This window comes from Mucilaginibacter sp. SMC90 (assembly GCF_022811725.1).
Classification (GTDB): Bacteria; Bacteroidota; Bacteroidia; order Sphingobacteriales; family Sphingobacteriaceae; genus Mucilaginibacter.
The window spans coordinates 4,546,424-4,563,017 of the sequence record NZ_CP094527.1 but is presented as its reverse complement, the minus strand read 5'-3'; the positions used below and the strand labels follow the sequence as shown (position 1 = coordinate 4,563,017).

The window sequence follows — 16,594 nt, the reverse complement described above, 5'->3', positions numbered from 1 at the left end:
GGCCAGGGAGATTCAGATATCATTAAAGCTTTTAAATCAGTGATAGTCCGCACCGTTGATGAACGCATCGTATCAAATATTCATTATGAGGTTATTCTTCGGCTGGGTATTTTGCAGGCTGTTCCTTTTCGCCCCATTTTTCGATATCATCTACCCATTGCTGCTTTTTCATTGTTATAGCAATTAATAAAGCAATACCGCTAAAAGCAAGGGCATCAAAAGCACTGGCCAGCAAGTTTCCCCTGTTAGCTGTAAGAGAGGTAGATAATGTTCCGGGAACGTGCACCAGCCATACCCACAGAAAGATTTGAAGAGATAGAAATAAAGCGATGATCCTGATCCGGATGCCGAGAATTATAGCAATACCGCCGGCGGTCAGCGTAACGCCGGTAAGCATGACCCAAAAAAGATGGTTGGCCATCCAACTCGGAACATTGCCAACCAGGTAGGGGGCATAAATGATGTGGGAAATACCGTAACTGGTTATGGTGTATAAAAAGAATAAGTTTCCGTACGGCGCAAGCTTTTCTAAAAAAACGCTTTTCGCGCCTGGGTGTGTGCCAAACGAATGGGCAACCACAAAAGCGCCACCCGCGAGGGCAAGTTCCTTCAGTGGGGTAGTCCACAGCCCCAGATGGTATAATTTGTTGGGTTCGGATATGAGTTCATAAGTTATATGAGTGCCCAAAAATAACGCCATGAAAACGCCACCAAGTATCAGTGAGGCCTTTTTGCCGCTATTGGGCATCAAAATGAGCACGCCGGTTGTCATCAGGTATATCCCGAATATATAAGACAATATATTTAAGAATGGAAGGTGCTGCTGGTAAACTGAGAAAAATACATCCCTGAAGGTTCCGAAATAAAGTTGTTGAAGGCCATATACAAACAGCGCCGATGCGTAAAAAGCCCTGCCAATAATGATCAGATTTTTCATTGGATTTTAAATTTGAGTTGCTGAATCAAAAATAGAGTTGTGGACGCGCTTAAGTGCTCTTCTTCTGCACACAACCAAAATTGTCGATATCTGGCGTTGACCGAAAAATCAGGTCGTTGGTCGAAAACATGATGGTTGGGTATCCTCAATCCTCACAATGAACGACCGGAAATATTTATCTTGCTTAAAAATGCCTAACCATGAAGCTCAATAATGATATCGCTTTCAACGGCGTATTCTGGCTGCTGTATTTTTTATACCAGTGGCTTGGATTGGCATCTCTGTACGGCGACTACAATAGTTATTTTATCAATGCCTGCATGGCTTTGCCGGTGTCACTTATCTTTTCGATACTGGTTGTACATGTTCTTTTTAGGCACTACTATCAAAAAAAACGGAAGGTTATGTTCGGGCTCCTGCTGATCTTAAGCTCTGCTTTGTTGCTGTTGATCAGGCGTTATTTTAATTATTATATTATTTACCCGCGTTACTTCCCTATGGCATTAAATATGCCGCTGTTTTCACCGGGAAAATTCCTGGTAGATTTTGTGAACCTTTACGCCATAACCGGTTTGTATGCCTTATATTATTCCATTCAAAACTGGTATCAGGAAAGGCACCAGGTACAGGAATTATTGCAGCAACGTACACTTGCAGAGCTGGATGTGCTCAAGTCGCAGGTGCAGCCTCATTTTGTTTTCAATACACTTAATAACATTTACGGAACGGCATTAAAATCCAGTCCGGAAACGGCTGCTTTAATTGCCCATCTGTCCGGCTTTCTTAATTACAATTTATATGATGCATCAAAGGATACTATAGCACTCACAGAAGAGATTGACTATCTTAAACACTATATTGAACTCCAAAAAAACAGGTATGGTAGCAGGGTGGATGTTGCTGTAAATGTTTTTGACAAGATCGACGACCTTAAGTTGGCCCCATTACTGCTGCTGCCGGTTATTGAAAATTGCTTTAAACACGGCGTTGCCGATTCAATTGAAAAAAGCTGGGTCAGGATTGATATATCCAGAAACGCTGATCAATTTTTAATTATGATTGAAAACAGCTGCGATGGGAACGTAAAACAATTAACCCAGAACAAAGGCGGCATTGGTTTAATGAACGTCAGGAAACGACTTGCGTTGATTTACCCTGATAAACATGAATTAAAAGTAATTGAAGGACCAAATTCTTACCTTGTTGTATTAAAAATCCAAATTGAAAAATAATGATTCGCTGTTTAGTAGTTGATGACGAAGAGCCGGCAAGAGAACTCATTAAACTGCACCTTTCGGGGCTCGAAGATTTTGAGGTTATCGCTTCATTAAATAATGCGCTGGATGCATTTGTTTTTATGCAAAAAAATCAGGTCGATCTGCTTTTTCTCGACATTCAAATGCCGAAGGTATCCGGCCTTGAATTGCTAAAGTCATTAAAATTAAGCCCCCAAATTATCCTGACAACTGCTTACCGCGAATATGCTGCGGATGCATTTGAAATGGAGGTTTTTGACTACCTGGTTAAGCCCATCACTCAGGAACGGTTTATGAAGACCATAGCAAGGTTTATGCATAGTTGGGGCAGCCAGGCCAAAGCTATGGAAACTACGGAAAGCATGATTGATGCATATATGTTTTTTAAGGTAGGGAGAGAACAAGTAAAAATTTTACTTAAGGAGATCCTTTACATTGAGGGACTGGCCGATTATGTTAAAGTTCATACAAATGATAAATCATACATCGCTTCTGAAAAGCTCGGTTACCTGGAAGAAAAGCTTCCTGTGAATTTGTTTGTGAGAATCCATAAGTCATTCATTGTAGCTTTAGACAAAGTCACCAGTTTTAATGCTGATCAGGTAATGCTCACCAATAAATCGCTGCCTTTGGGAAGGCTTTTTAAAGCCGGTTTTTTAAAGGCAATCCAAGCGAATGCAGGGCGTTAATTGTTATACGCCTGCTATTTGCATTTGGGAAATAACTCTTTTTTATACTATCCAATTAATGCGGCCAAATTGCATTTTTAATTATTGAATACTCAACGTGTTCAGATTTTAATGTATATTTTTTGTTTGTGCATCCAATAAAGTATCAGCCACAGGAACATAAGGGTTAAACCGCCGCTAATGAGTGTAGCGTAGGGTACTCCGAACATCTGGTCATAATGGAACCCAAGGTGAGTGTAAAGATTATCAGAAATGTATTGCCGCAGTCCTCCGTCTGACATTACATAAGCTGCAATAGAATTAGTGCCTATTACACTGAGAAAGAAAAACTGCTTTTTGTATTGTTTCAGATCAGCAAGCCAATAAAATAATGCAAGGGAGCAAAGGCAGATCCCTCCGCTAAAAATTACCCAGGCAGGGGTCCATATCCGCTTTACGATAGGGTTGAGGTTTGTCAATTGCAACAATACCCCTAATGCGATAAGACAGACCCCTGTGGTGATGAAAAATTTTAACTTTATGCTGCTTTGTGAAGTCTCTTTTAAGACGCCGCCTGCTAAAAGCCCGAGTATCATGGTGCCGAGTGTTGGAATAAAGCTCAATGTGGAGTAGCCGCCGTCATTGTAAAGAAAGGGAGTGCTGCGCGGAAATAAATTAAGGAACCAGCGATCGGCCGCCCAGGCCAGGTTGGTGTTTTTGTTCCAATGAGCAGCAAACCCGTGTAAGTTGTGTTCCCAATTTGGGCTTACGCCGGCAGACGCATAATCAAACCCCGGGCCGGGCAAAGGGTACAGCGCAAATGCAAGCCAGTATCCGATCAGAATGATGCAGAGTACAGTGATTTGTACCTTTCGGGAACAAAAGCCAAGCATGAACAAAAAAGTGTAACCCATACCTATCTGGGTGAGGGTGTCTTCAAAAGTGTAGTAGGTTTGCTGTTTACCTATTGACCGTAAAAAGATGCCCAGGAAAATCAGGATCAGTGACCGCAACATGGCATGGGCAATAAGTGTGGCTGTTGTTGCTCCTTTGTTTTTTCTGGAGGCCAGTGAGAAAGGCAGCACTACGCCCACCAGGAATGTAAACGATGGTTGGATCATGTCGTGAAGACTGAGCCAGGTCCAGGGTACGTGTGATTGATTGAAGGCCAGAAAATGCCAAATGCCACTGTTTGGCAGTGCAGTAGCTACGCTGCCAAAAGATAGCGCTTCTCCCATCATCAGCAGCATTACGAAACCTCGGTATATATCCACTGAAGCAATCCTGGCAGTAGGTACAACCGGGTTTATGAATGTGCTTTTTTCGGTCATCGGCGCTGTAAATATTCATTAAGGTATCACTCTTTCGCCAGATCCGCAAATTTACAAGGGAAGCTGAATGTTTTTTTAATGGTTGCCTATTGAGCAGCTTTTTTTACCAGCGACGGCCTGTTGATGATGAATTTATCGGCTAGTACACCAATGAGTATCACTACCCCCATAACTGCAAAATTAAGAGAGCTTGGTATACCAAGAAGGTTAACAAGGTTTTGGATCACCTGCAGCATTGCCGCACCTATAATTATCCCCACAATTGAACCCTCTCCGCCACGTAATGAGCAGCCGCCAAGCACGGCCGCAGCTATGCCATACAATTCGTAAAAGCTGCCGTGCGAAGAAGGGGCAATAGCATTGGTATATAAAGCAAGCAATATTCCTGCAATACCGGTCAAAAAGCCGCAAATCATATAGGCCAGCATGGTTACCCTGTTTACATTTATGCCTGAATAATAAGCCGCATCCTCGTTTCGGCCAATGGCAAAAAGATAACGGCCGTACACAGAGCGGTGCAGGAATAGCCAGGCTATTACCCCAATAACGATGAGTAAAATAAATGGTACAGGCACTCCTAACAAATTGCCTGTTGCAAGGTATTGCAAACCTTCAAAATTTTCGGCGTAACCAAAGCCCATGGTAATATCATTAGATATGAAACGCGCAAGGCCCCGGTAAAACAGCAACCCGCATAAAGTAATCACAAATGCCTGGATCTTGAAACGGGCTATAAGTGTGCCATGAAAAGTGCCTATCAACAGGCTCAATATAACAATACACAACACTGCAACTGGCCACGCTATTTGCGCTTTAACAAGTAACAGGCTTAATAATACCCCAATCAGGGCAAAAACAGAACCTGTAGATAGATCAATACCCCGGGTAATAATTACTATCCCGCTGCCGATACTAAAAATGCCAAAAATACCTATTAGCCGGGTGGTGTTTTGAAGGTTGGCCGCTCCTAAAAAATTGGGGTTGCCAATGGCTACACAAATACATAAAATAACAAAAATTATAAGAATTCCTTTTTCTTTTTTCATTGCGGAGTGTTTAAGCATTGCCAACGGCAAGCGCCATAATATTTTCTTCTGTATAATCTGCAGGGTATAGTTCGCCGGTTATTTGGCCCTCGCACATTACAATAACACGGTCGCTGATGCGGATGATCTCCTCCATATCCGAGCTTATAACCATCACGATAATACCCTCGTTAGATAGTTGCCGCATCATTTTATATATTTCATCTTTGGCACCAATATCTACACCACGGGTTGGCTCATCAAAAATGATCATAGCGGGCTGCATAGCCAGCCATTTTGCAATTGCAACTTTTTGCTGGTTTCCGCCGCTCAGGTTTTTCAGGAGGTCATGAGGCGAATTGCATTTAACGTTCATAGCTTTAACCTGCCCTGTGGCTGCACTTTCTTCCAGTTGCCTGTTGATAATAGATGCCCTGGCATATTTGGAGAGATTTGGCATCGATATATTTTCGGTGATGCTCATTTCGGTAAAAATACCTTGCTTTTTTCTGTCCTCTGGTACCAGGAAAATTCCTTTATCAAGGGCATGCCGCGGATGGAGGATCTTAATGTCATGTCCGTTCATTGACAGCGTGCCGCCAACGGCATGGCGTATGCCAAAAATGGTTTCGGCTAATTCGGTACGCCCTGAGCCAATAAGGCCTGATATTCCCACTATCTCGCCCGATTGTATTTGCATGGTAACCTCGCGGTCAGGAAACCGGGAGGTACGCAGGGCCTCCAGCCGGAAAACCTTAGGCTCGCCATAAAATTTGGTTAAAGACCGCTCATTGAATTGAATGTCCCGGCCCACCATAAGCCGGATCAGGTTTTCATGGTTGAGCTCATTCTTTGAAAGCTCACCTGAATTTTTCCCGTCGCGAAGTACTACTGCGCGATCGGCTATCCGGATGATTTCGTTAAGCCTGTGCGAAATGTAAATGATGGAAACCCCTTGCTCTTTTAACTGCAATATAGTTTGAAAAAGCTGCTCAGTTTCTTTAAGCGTTAAACTTGATGTCGGCTCATCCATTACTAAAATTTTAGCATTTTGCGACAGAGCCTTTGCAATTTCCACCAGTTGTTGTTGGGCTATGGACAATTCCGCAACTGAAATATGCGGATCAATATTAAGGCCAACCTGCTGCAAGGCTTTTTCGGCCTCTGCATAAAGTTTCTTTTTATCAAGTAGCCCTAAACGGGTCCGGAATTCGCGCCCCAGAAACAAATTGCCGGCTATATCTAAATTATCAAGCAGGTTTAATTCCTGGTGAATGAGGATGAACCCTAACTGCATGGCATCGCTTACATTGCCTGGTGCAACGGTATTGCCATCCAGCTTTATGGTACCGGCAGTAGGTTGATGAATACCGCAAAGTATTTTCATCAGGGTAGATTTGCCCGCGCCGTTTTCGCCCATCAACGCAAGGACCTCGCCCTTTTGGAGCGAGATCTGCACGTTTTTCAATACGCTGACGGACGAAAAGTCTTTACAAATATCCTGCATGTGCAACATCATACCGGCATGCGAGGGGATTGCAGCTGCATTTTCTTCTTGCTGTGTAAATGAACCGGATGGCTGGATATTCATTTATTTTTGTCTGAGGCTGTTAGTTTTTGCGATAAACTGGTCAATTTGATCCTTTTTAATTATGGTTGCCGGGATGATCACTTGCCCGTTGGCCGGAACGCTTTTCTTATCGCCTGATAAATATTTAGCCATCATATGTATAGACTGGTAGCCAAATTCAAAGGGCTGCTGTACAACAGTACCCAAAATTTCACCGCTTTTTACGCCCTGCAGTGTTTGTTCTTCTTCGTCAAAACAAACTATTTTAACCTGGCCTGCTTTGCCCGATTCTTTAACCGCGTTTAAAATGGCCGGTCCGTTATAGCTCCAAAGGCCTACTAAACATTTTACATCGGGGTTGCTTACTAAAACGTCGTTTACATTGGCTTTGGCCCTTACCCGGTCGATATTATCTGTTTTTATCCCGGCAATTTCTATCTTACTGCCATTAAGCTCTTCTTTAATACCTTGTATCCGGTCAATCGCGTTTTGAGCGTCTGCTTTGCCAACAAACAACATGATCTTGCCGCCTTCGGGTAGTGCTTCTTTGATCAGTTTGCCGGCATCGTGACCAGCCTCAATGTTGCTGGTCCCGATGTAACAAAGTCTTTTGCTTTTAGGTATGTCGCTGTCGGTAATGATAACGGGGATATTAGAAGCCATTCGGTCTACAAAAGGGCCTTGATTTAAAGGGTCAAGCGGTGCAATTACAACTCCGGCTACTCCGTTAACCATCAGGTCGTCTGTTATTCGTTTTTGTTCTTCGGTAGCACCGTCGGTAGTATATTTAAAAATCACATCATAATCTTTCAATTCAGCATCGGCCTTTTTACATCCCGCTTCGGCAAAAGTCCAGAAATCGGTTGCGGCACCTGCCACAAATGCTATTGTAGGTTTATGATTGCGGTTACAACCTCCTAATAATGATGCGGCAGCTAACAAAGCAACCGGCACTGCGCGTAATTTGATAAACGTTAACGGTTTCATGCATTAAAAATAACAAATAAGTATTACCGCTATACTTTGACAATAGCTCCTTTTTCAAATGATTCAATAGCCGCTTTGGCCAGGGCAAGTGCCCGTCGCCCGTCGCGTGCATGTACGGGCGGTTGTTCGCCGGCCCTAAATGCACTTAACATGTCGGCAAAATGCTTGTCGAACGCGTGATGAAACATTCTGTCTTTATCGTTGAAATATCCCGCCTGCCATACTTCGGCGGTTTCATTGCCAGCTTCCTGGAAGCTATAGCGCTTAACCGTATCCTCAATTACTATCCTTCCTTTTGTTCCGTTGAGCTCAAGGTGATGTGTAGATGGATAAGCGTATGAAGTATCATAACTGCCTGTCATGCTGCCTACTGCGTGGTTTTTAAAATGTAAAGCTATAGCATAAGTGCTGAACCCTTTATTTGAAGCATCTGAAACCTGCATGGCAATACTATCTATCGGGCCGCATAAATGCTCCAGCATGTCAAAGCCATGGCATTGCGTTTCAATAAGATTTTCCCATTCATGGCATTCCGGTCCTTCGCCTCCAAAGCGCCAGGTGGCAAATACCAGGTTACCCAATTTTTGTTGAGCAATAGCCTCCGCCGCCTTTTGAACCGGCAAAGCCCAGCGGTGGTTAAAATTGAGTGCAAAAAACAGGTTTCTTTTATCAGCTTCTTCAAGCAGATGATCTGCTTCAGTCAAATCAAATACTAAAGGCTTTTCTACAAAAAGGGGTACTCCTGCTTTAATGAGTTGCAGCGTAGGCTCATAATGCTGTTTATTGCCCAGACAAACCGCAATCATATCCGGTTGCTCTGTTTCCAGCATTTGAGCTATATCAGTATACGGAGTAACGTTAAACTCTGCGGCACGCTGTTTTGTTCTTTCAGGATCGCGGCCAACTATTGCGCAAAAATCTACATCAGGGTGCTCGGTTAATACACGGGCATGATGCCAGCCCCACCACTCGCCTGTGCCCAATAAGGCTATTTTAGTTTTCATTATTTTAAATCTGATAGTTTAGTATTCAACAATTACTTTCCCTGTGTTCCGGTTAACAAAAGTGTTAAAGGCTTCTTCCAGCTGGGCGATAGGGAAGGTGTGGGTAATGATCTTGTCGAGATAATCCCGGTGTTGCAGATACAGTTCAAGATTATTGGCCAGTTCATTGTAACTAAAGTATTCGCTGCCCAATATAGCCCGTTCAGTAGCTATCAGATCGGGCGATATTTTAAGTTGTAAACCTTCGCCATGACCAACACAGATTAATGCACCGCGTTGGGCCAGTGCATCAAGGGCACTACGACGGGCAGTTTCCTTTCCGCTCGAATCAATAGCGATATCTGCCTCTTTAAAACCATGCAGCGCCATACCTTCTGCAAGGGTACCTTTGGTAAGGTTAATGGGCAGGCCGCCAAGTTTTTCTGCCAGCTCAAGCCGATAGTCTACAATGTCGGTTATCAGTACCGGAAAATCCTTGCCGTATATGATCTTAGCCATAGCAAGTATCCCTAAACCTATCGGTCCTGCAGCTAAAACAAGCATCGACTTGGGCGATTGATGAACCAGTTGTGCCCGTTTTATGGCATGCCCGCCAGTGCCCATGATATCCAGTAAAAGTGTTCCTTGCGTATAGGTAACATCGTCGGGTATCGGGAAAAATACATTTTCGTTAATGACACTGTATGAGCCATAGCCTCCATCATGGGTAAAGCCATAATCGGCTTGCTTATCAAGGCATTGGTTGGTGTTTCCTTGCTTACAATTGCGGCATTTACCGCAGTAGCCCATCAGGAAAACTACCCCGCGTGTACCGGGTTTGGTATTTGCGCCTTCTCCTGCTTTTACTACTATCCCTGCTATTTCATGACCGGGGGCAATTTCTGCATTACCGTTGTAGAGGAAAGGGAAATCAGAACCGCATAATGAGTTTGATTTGTTTTGCAAAAGCAGCTGTCCGGGACCAGGTTCAGGTACGGTGCGCGTTTCAAAATCAATTTTTTGTTTGCCTAAAAAACGGGCAAATAAAGCCTCTTTGGGAATTTTGATGTTTAAATTCTCGTTTAACATATATTGTTGCAATAAATAATTTCAAGCCTGCACACGGCTGCGAGCGCTGTGTGTTTTAAGGATAAAATACAATAGGTTTACGTGCAGGAAAGCTTTGTAATAAAATGCTCTCCGTTGCTTAACAATTCAAAAGTCCCAATTTAACTTAGCTGTATTTAATACTCGCTTTACCAGAAATTGAACAGAATTGATGAGATTAACAGGTATTAAAAGTACCGGTTTAAACGAATTGATAATGCTGGGAAATAAACTGCTGTGCTTCCATAAGATCGTGGCATACCACATCAGCAAGGGCCGCTTGCTGAAATTCGTGGTAAAGTTTATCCTGCACGGCAATACACATTAAACCGGCAGCTTTGGCCGATTGAATGCCGGGTAAAGCATCTTCGATGGCTATGCATTGATGGGTGGTAAAACCAAGTAATTCAACACCACGTTGATATGGTTCAGGATGGGGTTTGAAGTTTTTTACATCAGTACGGGAAACAATTTTATCAAAAACGTTGTGCATGCCCATTTTGCAGAGCACAACTTCAACTTCTTCTTGCGAGCTTGAGGTTATCAGGGCCATAGGTACGTTTAACCGCCTGTAATGCTCAATGATCTGGCTGGCATAAGGCATGTGCTCAATCGAATCATTTTTAAAGGTTTGCAGCATCAGCGCTTCGCGCATTTCAATAAACCGGGGGATACTAACATCAAGTGAAAATTCATTGACAAGCCGGGTGGCATTTTTTTCTAACGATACACCTGAGTATTGCTGCATGTACAGGTCGTGGTCAAGATGTTTACCAAATGATCCGAGTAAATTGTTCCAGCAGTGATAATGCCAAATTTCAGAGTCGATAAGTGTTCCGTCCAAATCAAATAATAGCGCCTTGGCTTGTTTCATAGCATGTAGTATTTAGTCAAACCCAATGCAGTTTATTGGTTTAAAAGGTTAAACTGAGGGTGGGTTAGGAATGCTAAAATGCAATAATGGCCTGTAGGGTATACAAACCATCTTGACTAAAAATAGAACCCGATTGACAAATTTACATGAGCATCAGCGCGCATTACGGATCTGAAAATGACGCTGGTACTCCATAGGTGTTTCGCCTTTTATAGCTTTGAATTTGCGATTAAAATATGACACATGGTTAAAGCCGGCTTCCATGCTTACATGAGATATGCCCATATTGTTGTTTTGCAGCAACTTGCAGGCGTAGCCAATCCGCAGGTCGATCATAAATTCCGAAAGCGTTTTGCGGGTGAATTTTTTAAAGTAACGGCAAAAGGCAGATGGGGAGAGGTAGGCAATAGAGGCAACCTCTTCCAGTGTGAGGTCGCGTTTGAAATTTTCGAGGATATAATCATACACCTTGCTCATCCTCGTCGATTCATCTGAATTCATTTGGTTTGCAAAACCCGGGCTTGATAGTAAAACGTATTCATCTGACAGGGAGAGCAGGTGAAGTATGCTCAATACATCAATTATGGTTTCGGTATTGCTTTTGTTGACCAGTGACTGGATATGTTTGGTCATCGCATCGCGTGTAGCGCCAGAGAAAACGATACCCTGCGAAGATCGTTTAAGCAGGTCCTTGATCCGGGAAAACGGCTTGCGGTCAAAGAAGCCTGCGCCAAGAAAACTTTCATTGAACTGGATCACAACCTGTTTTACAGCTTCGTAATTACTTAGCCCCTTGGTGTAAAAAGTATGCGGCAGGTTGCTCCCGAACATACAAAGATCAACGGCCGAAAATTCGGTAATGCTATCGCCCACAATACGGCGACCGCAGCTTTCAAGTATCAAGATGATCTCATACTCCGGGTGGGCATGAAATGGGAAATCGTTGTATTTAAAACTTTCTTCCTTAACAACCAGCAAACTGTCTGGAGTTAAAATGTTTTCCCTGAAAATTCTCATAATGCAATAGTTTATATTGGCTTTGGCTGTCCTAATATAAACATTAAATTTAATAATTGTAAATATGACATTTTGTATAATTCATTTGTTAATCAAGAAATAGCATTAGCAGGCCTCAACAGGTTGTAAAAAAGCCGGCATATCATTTTTGGTGATGTACGCCGGCATTAACCAATTAATGAGCGAAGAGAGAATTGCTTAAAACTCACTGTTACAAAGATCACGTGCCCGAGGGATGTTTTTTTTAACCCAATTACCATAAACTTGAACACGTTTGTCTATGTTGATGAACCAGGCACATCGGTTACTATAATATCTTCCTTATAAACAATGATATTTTCAATAGCCAAAATATCCATGTCCGACCGGAGGAAACAGTTCAACGCATCTTCGGGAGTACAAACAATAGGTTCATCGCGGAGATTGAACGATGTATTGATGATGGCGGGGCATCCGGTACGCGCGTAAAACGTGTCGATCAATTCATAAAAGAGTCCATTTTCAACACCGACTGTTTGTATCCTCGATGTGTAATCAACGTGTGTTACTGCCGGGAGCTTTGAATATGCATGTTGTTGTTGTTCAAAATAATGCAAACCTGCTTTCGGTACTATTTTTTCATCGTGGTTTACATCAGCTACGAGCAGCATGTAAGGGCTGCACTGATCAAGGTTATAAAATGACGATAATTTGTCGCGTAAAATTGCGGGTGCAAATGGCCTGAATGATTCCCGAAACTTGATCTTTTTATTTAAGTGGCTTTGCATTTCGGGAAGGCGGCAATCTGCAATGATACTTCGGCAACCCAACGCTCTTGGCCCATATTCCATGCGACCGTTAAACCATCCTATCACCTTGCCGTTTTCCAAAGCTTCGGCAACTTTATCGATAAAATCCTCCCTTTGATATTGCTTAAATGGTATCGATGCTTTGCTGAGTAACGACGCCACCTGCTCTGAACTGAATTGCGGGCCAAGGTGCGATAGTTTCATATCGTCCCCACTGCCTTCTTTTTCTTTTCGTTCAAATCCGATGTATTGATAAGTGGCTGTTAACGCTGCGCCGAGCGCGCCTCCTGCATCGCCCGCAGCAGGCTGTACCCATAACTGTTTAATTGGCGTTTGGGTTAATATTTTACCATTTATTACGCAATTCAGGGCTACGCCGCCTGCAAGGCATAAATTGGTAAGCATATATAAATTGCTGAAGTAAGTAACCATAGTCAGCATTATCTTTTCGGTTACCGTTTGAATTGAAGCCGCTAAATCCATATGAAACGGGGTTATCTCTGCTTCTTTAGCACGCACCGGTTGCCCGAACAATTTGCAAAACCTATTATTCACCATTTTAAGACCCGACGTATAATCAAAGTAATGCATGTTCAACCTGAATGATCCGTCGGGTTTAAGATCTACAAGTTCCTTTAAAATGATGTTTGCGTATTTTGGCTCGCCGTAGGGAGCAAGGCCCATTACCTTGTATTCGTCGCAGTTAACTTTAAAACCGAGGTAATAAGTGAACGCGGTATATAGCAACCCAACCGAGTGCGGAAATTTGATCTCCTTTTTAAGTGTTAATTCATTCTTTTTGCCTATCCATATTGTTGTAGTTGCCCATTCGCCAACACCATCAACACAGAGCACCAGCGCTTCATTAAATGGTGAAGGATAAAAGGCTGATGCAGCATGTGCCTGGTGGTGTTCTGAAAATAATAGTTTGCGCTTGTTAAATCCTTTACTTTCTGCAAAAGTTGCCAGGCTGCTCAGAATAGCTTTTTTCTGAAATAGTTTTTGCTTTATCCATAGCGGTATCGCCTTTATAAATGAAGTAAAGCCAAAGGGGGCACTGGTGATATAAGTTTCAATGATACGCTCAAACTTAAGGAATGGCTTTTCGTAAAATACAACATAACTGATATTATCCATGGTAATGCCGGCTTCCTGCAGACAGTAGCCTATGGCTTTTTCAGGAAAATCGGCATCGTTCTTAATTCTCGTAAACCGTTCTTCCTGCGCGGCAACTACAATTTCATCATTAAATACAATACAGGCCGCACTGTCATGATAAAAAGCTGATATCCCCAATATATACATTTTAAAACAATGAGTATATAAAGGGTGCAAGCGCCGTGCCGTGGGCCACAACAACAAGCAAAGCAAGGCAAAACAGGATAAAGAAAAGCGGCCACAGCCAATACTTGCGACGATGTACCATAAAGCTCAAAAACTCTGTAATTGTTTCCATTATTAAGTTTGTTAAAACTGGTTTGTCATTGACGATGACGTTTGTTGGGGATTTTCCCAGTAGGTGGAAGCTTCTGTATTAAATTTACCGACAGACTTGTTTAGTTTGATTACCCGTAAGAATAGGGCAAAAGGTGTTATTACAGCAAAATAGATAATGCCCAATAGTAAGAAAGTACTGATTTTGCCCATGAAATCGCCCGCAGCCATCCATGCTTGTTGAAATCGGTTAACGACAGATGGGCGTATAATTGCAATCAGGGAAAAAATAAGAAACAATATCAGCAGCTCCAGATAAAAATGTTTTCCTGTAAAATATTGCAACAGCCCCAGGAATAAGGAAATTCCTGCCATTTGAAAACAGAATGCGCGGTTTGATAATTGTTTTTGCTGGGTGGCCATAACGTTTTATTGAATTGATAATTGACGATAATGCCCGGCTATTTCCTGTTGCCCGAACGTTTGGTAAGCGTTGGCAAGCTCACGGTAGTCTGCCTTTGCTGCATTAGGTGTATTTGCAATGGTTATCATTCTTTGCAGTAATTTTTGCGCGTTGGCCAACTTATTGTTTCCCGGCGATACGTTCAGACCATAGTCAATGTATTGCAAGGCACTATCCAAATGTTGCAACTCCATTTCTATAGTAAATAGCTTTTGCGCAAGCTGCATATTGGGTTGCAATGCAAATGCGCGGCCCAGGTAGTTTTCGGCTGTTGCTTTTTCATTTTTGCGTATACACAGATCACCTGCTGCTAAATAGAAAGTTGGATCTGACGGAAACTCAAGCATAACAGCTTCTGCCACCTTTAACATTTTAGACAAATTGTTTTGCTGCTGATAATGCGTCATCAGCTGGTCCATGACGTTATTCCATTTCAGATCATTAAAAGCCATAGCATATGCCAGCGAGTCCTCAAAATTTTGATGGGGCTTAGCGATTTTAGTATTTTCGTTAAATGGCCAGCGTTGTTTCAATAAAGCAATAGCATAAGCGCCAAAGCATGAATCGGTCTCGGTAACGGGCATTTGTTCGCGGAGTTTTTGAAAGCTAAGGCTATCGGCTCCTGGTGGCGGCAGTATCCCTGTTTAGTACAGGCTGTTATAAAATGCTTCGGATATAAGGGCATACCCGGCAAGATTAGGATGTACATGCTCCAGCATCAGGTTGTTGCCGATAATCTGCTGGGGGGAGTTTGCCTCGAAAAGTTTGCGGGTATCAACAAGTTTTACCGATGCATATTTGGCCGCAAGCCTTATAATTGCATTATTAACGTCTTCAGGTGCCCTAAATCGCAGCTCATCGTACTCTTTTGCCTGCCTGAAAGCAATCTTTGCTGCTGCAATATTTCCCGTTTTACTTTCAGCCTGTCCCTTTTTAAAAAGTCTTCCGGCATCCTGTTGAGGGTTATCTATAAATGGCCTGATATCATGTTCGTTGCTTACCAGGGTGCTAAGGAATACGGGAATATGCCGATCGGAAAAAAGTTTGCAAACGGCATCCATATTCGCCGTAAAATTCTCGATGCCTTTTTTATAGGTTTTCGACCCGAAGGGAATGCGCCTTTCGGCAACCATCCGCTCCATTAGGTTTTTGCTGGTATCAACTGTTTTGTCTGAAGGTGAAAATAAGTTAAACACAAACTGAACAACACGTAGCTGTTTCAGGCTGATAATAATAGGGGCGATAGCTGGATTACTGCCCAGCGAACTTGTTGAAGCTACGCCCATTGCACCGTAATATTCATTGTGCCCGCAATAGACAAGTATAGCATCGGGTTGGTATGCGGGCAGCGCTTTGGCTATATCGTATACAGTAAAAGAGTTAACTGCCGTAAGCGAAAGGTTGATGATCTCAAAATTTTTGTTAGGATAGGATCGTAACAAACGGTATTTAAGCCATCGGTGAAAGGAGCCATTGTGCATGTAAGGAAAACCAATTGTAGTGGATTCACCAAGCACAAAAAAGCGGAGTGTGTTGGCTGGTTTTGTCCGGGCAAATGGCTCTGAGTTGCCTACTGTAGCATTGGCCTTGTTGTTAAAATACCTGCCGGATAGATGAGGATTTAAAACCATGCACTGCGGCAGGCTTTTATCAGGAATAAAAACGCTCAGATCTTCGCCATAGTTAAATAAGCGCAGTAAGAGTTCAAACACAACAAACAGCAACAGCGGTAATAATGCAGCTATTACTTTAAAAAGTAAGACGCGTTGCCGTATGTGTTTATTATTGTTGTGCTGCGTTACAGCGCCGGCATTACTCATAGTTCAAAAATGTTGTCGGTTGTTTATAATTGTTGTGTTTGCCCGGTTCAAAAATATATTGCGCTGTGGCTTAACGGAGTTTAAAGTTGGCCAATTGTACTCAAAGCATTTAACACCCGCTTTGCCGTATATTGCACACAATTGACTTTTTGAGGTAGCAATATTGCTTTACAGATGTGGCTTTATATCTGAAAAACAATAGTTTTTAAAAAGACAGGTGTTAAAAAGTAAACTCGGCATGCTTTTACAATATCAACAGAGTGTAAGAAAAAGTTAAGATTGTGCAAAAAGAGCACACGCATAAATCTCAACTTGCGACATAAATAGAGGCATT

16 protein-coding genes are annotated in these 16,594 nt (G+C 42.6%); 2 read left to right on the top strand and 14 right to left on the bottom strand.

Annotated elements, in window-relative coordinates; translation table 11 throughout:
- Nucleotides 1-91 precede the first annotated feature (91 nt).
- Nucleotides 92-937, bottom strand: a complete 846-nt coding sequence (locus tag MTO98_RS19310) for a hypothetical protein (protein WP_243480557.1) — start codon at nt 935-937, stop codon at nt 92-94.
- 200 nt (nt 938-1,137) lie between these two features.
- On the opposite strand from MTO98_RS19310, the gene MTO98_RS19305 reads away from it, so the two are divergent.
- Together MTO98_RS19305 and MTO98_RS19300 are read left to right on the top strand one after the other, a co-directional pair.
- Nucleotides 1,138-2,169: a sensor histidine kinase gene (locus MTO98_RS19305; RefSeq protein WP_243480556.1), complete on the top strand. Its 1,032-nt coding sequence runs from the start codon at nt 1,138-1,140 to the stop codon at nt 2,167-2,169.
- Nucleotides 2,169-2,882, top strand: a complete 714-nt coding sequence (locus MTO98_RS19300; protein WP_243480555.1) for a LytTR family DNA-binding domain-containing protein — start codon at nt 2,169-2,171, stop codon at nt 2,880-2,882. Before MTO98_RS19305 ends, MTO98_RS19300 begins: the two co-directional genes overlap by 1 nt.
- A gap of 101 nt (nt 2,883-2,983) precedes the next feature.
- On the opposite strand, the gene MTO98_RS19295 is transcribed toward MTO98_RS19300, so the two are convergent.
- The 13 genes from MTO98_RS19295 to MTO98_RS19235 form a co-directional block, all read right to left on the bottom strand.
- Nucleotides 2,984-4,192 (bottom strand): acyltransferase family protein, encoded by a 1,209-nt coding sequence (locus tag MTO98_RS19295; RefSeq protein WP_243480554.1) that lies wholly within the window; start codon nt 4,190-4,192, stop codon nt 2,984-2,986.
- A gap of 86 nt (nt 4,193-4,278) precedes the next feature.
- A complete protein-coding gene (locus MTO98_RS19290) occupies nt 4,279-5,238 on the bottom strand; it encodes an ABC transporter permease (RefSeq protein ID WP_243480553.1) in 960 nt (319 codons plus the stop codon).
- Nucleotides 5,239-5,248: 10 nt separating this feature from the next.
- The gene (locus tag MTO98_RS19285; protein WP_243480552.1) at nt 5,249-6,808 is read right to left on the bottom strand and encodes a sugar ABC transporter ATP-binding protein; all 1,560 of its coding nucleotides are present in this window, start codon (nt 6,806-6,808) and stop codon (nt 5,249-5,251) included.
- Entirely contained in the window at nt 6,809-7,774 is a 966-nt protein-coding gene (locus MTO98_RS19280; RefSeq protein ID WP_243480551.1) for a sugar-binding protein, read from the bottom strand. It abuts the gene before it with no gap.
- A gap of 29 nt (nt 7,775-7,803) precedes the next feature.
- A complete protein-coding gene (locus MTO98_RS19275) occupies nt 7,804-8,778 on the bottom strand; it encodes a Gfo/Idh/MocA family protein (protein ID WP_243480550.1) in 975 nt (324 codons plus the stop codon).
- An 18-nt stretch (nt 8,779-8,796) separates the two neighbouring features.
- Nucleotides 8,797-9,846 carry an alcohol dehydrogenase catalytic domain-containing protein gene (locus MTO98_RS19270; RefSeq protein WP_243480542.1) on the bottom strand — a complete coding sequence of 350 codons (1,050 nt, stop codon included), beginning with the start codon at nt 9,844-9,846 and terminating at the stop codon, nt 8,797-8,799.
- A gap of 220 nt (nt 9,847-10,066) precedes the next feature.
- Nucleotides 10,067-10,738 (bottom strand): HAD family phosphatase, encoded by a 672-nt coding sequence (locus MTO98_RS19265; protein WP_243480540.1) that lies wholly within the window; start codon nt 10,736-10,738, stop codon nt 10,067-10,069.
- Nucleotides 10,739-10,891: 153 nt separating this feature from the next.
- Complete coding sequence (locus tag MTO98_RS19260) at nt 10,892-11,755, bottom strand: AraC family transcriptional regulator (RefSeq protein ID WP_243480538.1); 864 nt, start codon at nt 11,753-11,755, stop codon at nt 10,892-10,894.
- Between the two features lie 278 nt (nt 11,756-12,033).
- A complete protein-coding gene (locus tag MTO98_RS19255; RefSeq protein ID WP_243480530.1) occupies nt 12,034-13,848 on the bottom strand; it encodes a carbamoyltransferase in 1,815 nt (604 codons plus the stop codon).
- 1 nt (nt 13,849) lies between these two features.
- Nucleotides 13,850-13,999 (bottom strand): DUF5989 family protein, encoded by a 150-nt coding sequence (locus MTO98_RS19250; RefSeq protein WP_243480528.1) that lies wholly within the window; start codon nt 13,997-13,999, stop codon nt 13,850-13,852.
- A gap of 11 nt (nt 14,000-14,010) precedes the next feature.
- Entirely contained in the window at nt 14,011-14,400 is a 390-nt protein-coding gene (locus MTO98_RS19245; protein ID WP_243480526.1) for an SxtJ family membrane protein, read from the bottom strand.
- Between the two features lie 6 nt (nt 14,401-14,406).
- Complete coding sequence (locus MTO98_RS19240; protein WP_243480524.1) at nt 14,407-15,024, bottom strand: hypothetical protein; 618 nt, start codon at nt 15,022-15,024, stop codon at nt 14,407-14,409.
- A gap of 60 nt (nt 15,025-15,084) precedes the next feature.
- Entirely contained in the window at nt 15,085-16,260 is a 1,176-nt protein-coding gene (locus MTO98_RS19235; protein WP_243480521.1) for a GDSL-type esterase/lipase family protein, read from the bottom strand.
- Nucleotides 16,261-16,594 lie beyond the last annotated feature (334 nt).

Excerpts from the sequence above, each read along its gene's own strand:
- MTO98_RS19300 (WP_243480555.1), top strand. The coding sequence starts at position 2,169 with ATGATTCGCTGTTTAGTAGTTGATGACGAAGAGCCGGCAAGAGAACTC.
- MTO98_RS19310 (WP_243480557.1), bottom strand. The coding sequence starts at position 937 with ATGAAAAATCTGATCATTATTGGCAGGGCTTTTTACGCATCGGCGCTG.
- MTO98_RS19290 (WP_243480553.1), bottom strand. The coding sequence starts at position 5,238 with ATGAAAAAAGAAAAAGGAATTCTTATAATTTTTGTTATTTTATGTATT.
- MTO98_RS19245 (WP_243480526.1), bottom strand. The coding sequence starts at position 14,400 with ATGGCCACCCAGCAAAAACAATTATCAAACCGCGCATTCTGTTTTCAA.
- MTO98_RS19295 (WP_243480554.1), bottom strand. The coding sequence starts at position 4,192 with ATGACCGAAAAAAGCACATTCATAAACCCGGTTGTACCTACTGCCAGG.
- MTO98_RS19270 (WP_243480542.1), bottom strand. The coding sequence starts at position 9,846 with ATGTTAAACGAGAATTTAAACATCAAAATTCCCAAAGAGGCTTTATTT.
- MTO98_RS19280 (WP_243480551.1), bottom strand. The coding sequence starts at position 7,774 with ATGAAACCGTTAACGTTTATCAAATTACGCGCAGTGCCGGTTGCTTTG.
- MTO98_RS19285 (WP_243480552.1), bottom strand. The coding sequence starts at position 6,808 with ATGAATATCCAGCCATCCGGTTCATTTACACAGCAAGAAGAAAATGCA.
- MTO98_RS19250 (WP_243480528.1), bottom strand. The coding sequence starts at position 13,999 with ATGGAAACAATTACAGAGTTTTTGAGCTTTATGGTACATCGTCGCAAG.
- MTO98_RS19275 (WP_243480550.1), bottom strand. The coding sequence starts at position 8,778 with ATGAAAACTAAAATAGCCTTATTGGGCACAGGCGAGTGGTGGGGCTGG.
- MTO98_RS19265 (WP_243480540.1), bottom strand. The coding sequence starts at position 10,738 with ATGAAACAAGCCAAGGCGCTATTATTTGATTTGGACGGAACACTTATC.
- MTO98_RS19305 (WP_243480556.1), top strand. The coding sequence starts at position 1,138 with ATGAAGCTCAATAATGATATCGCTTTCAACGGCGTATTCTGGCTGCTG.
- MTO98_RS19240 (WP_243480524.1), bottom strand. The coding sequence starts at position 15,024 with ATGCCCGTTACCGAGACCGATTCATGCTTTGGCGCTTATGCTATTGCT.
- MTO98_RS19255 (WP_243480530.1), bottom strand. The coding sequence starts at position 13,848 with ATGTATATATTGGGGATATCAGCTTTTTATCATGACAGTGCGGCCTGT.
- MTO98_RS19235 (WP_243480521.1), bottom strand. The coding sequence starts at position 16,260 with ATGAGTAATGCCGGCGCTGTAACGCAGCACAACAATAATAAACACATA.
- MTO98_RS19260 (WP_243480538.1), bottom strand. The coding sequence starts at position 11,755 with ATGAGAATTTTCAGGGAAAACATTTTAACTCCAGACAGTTTGCTGGTT.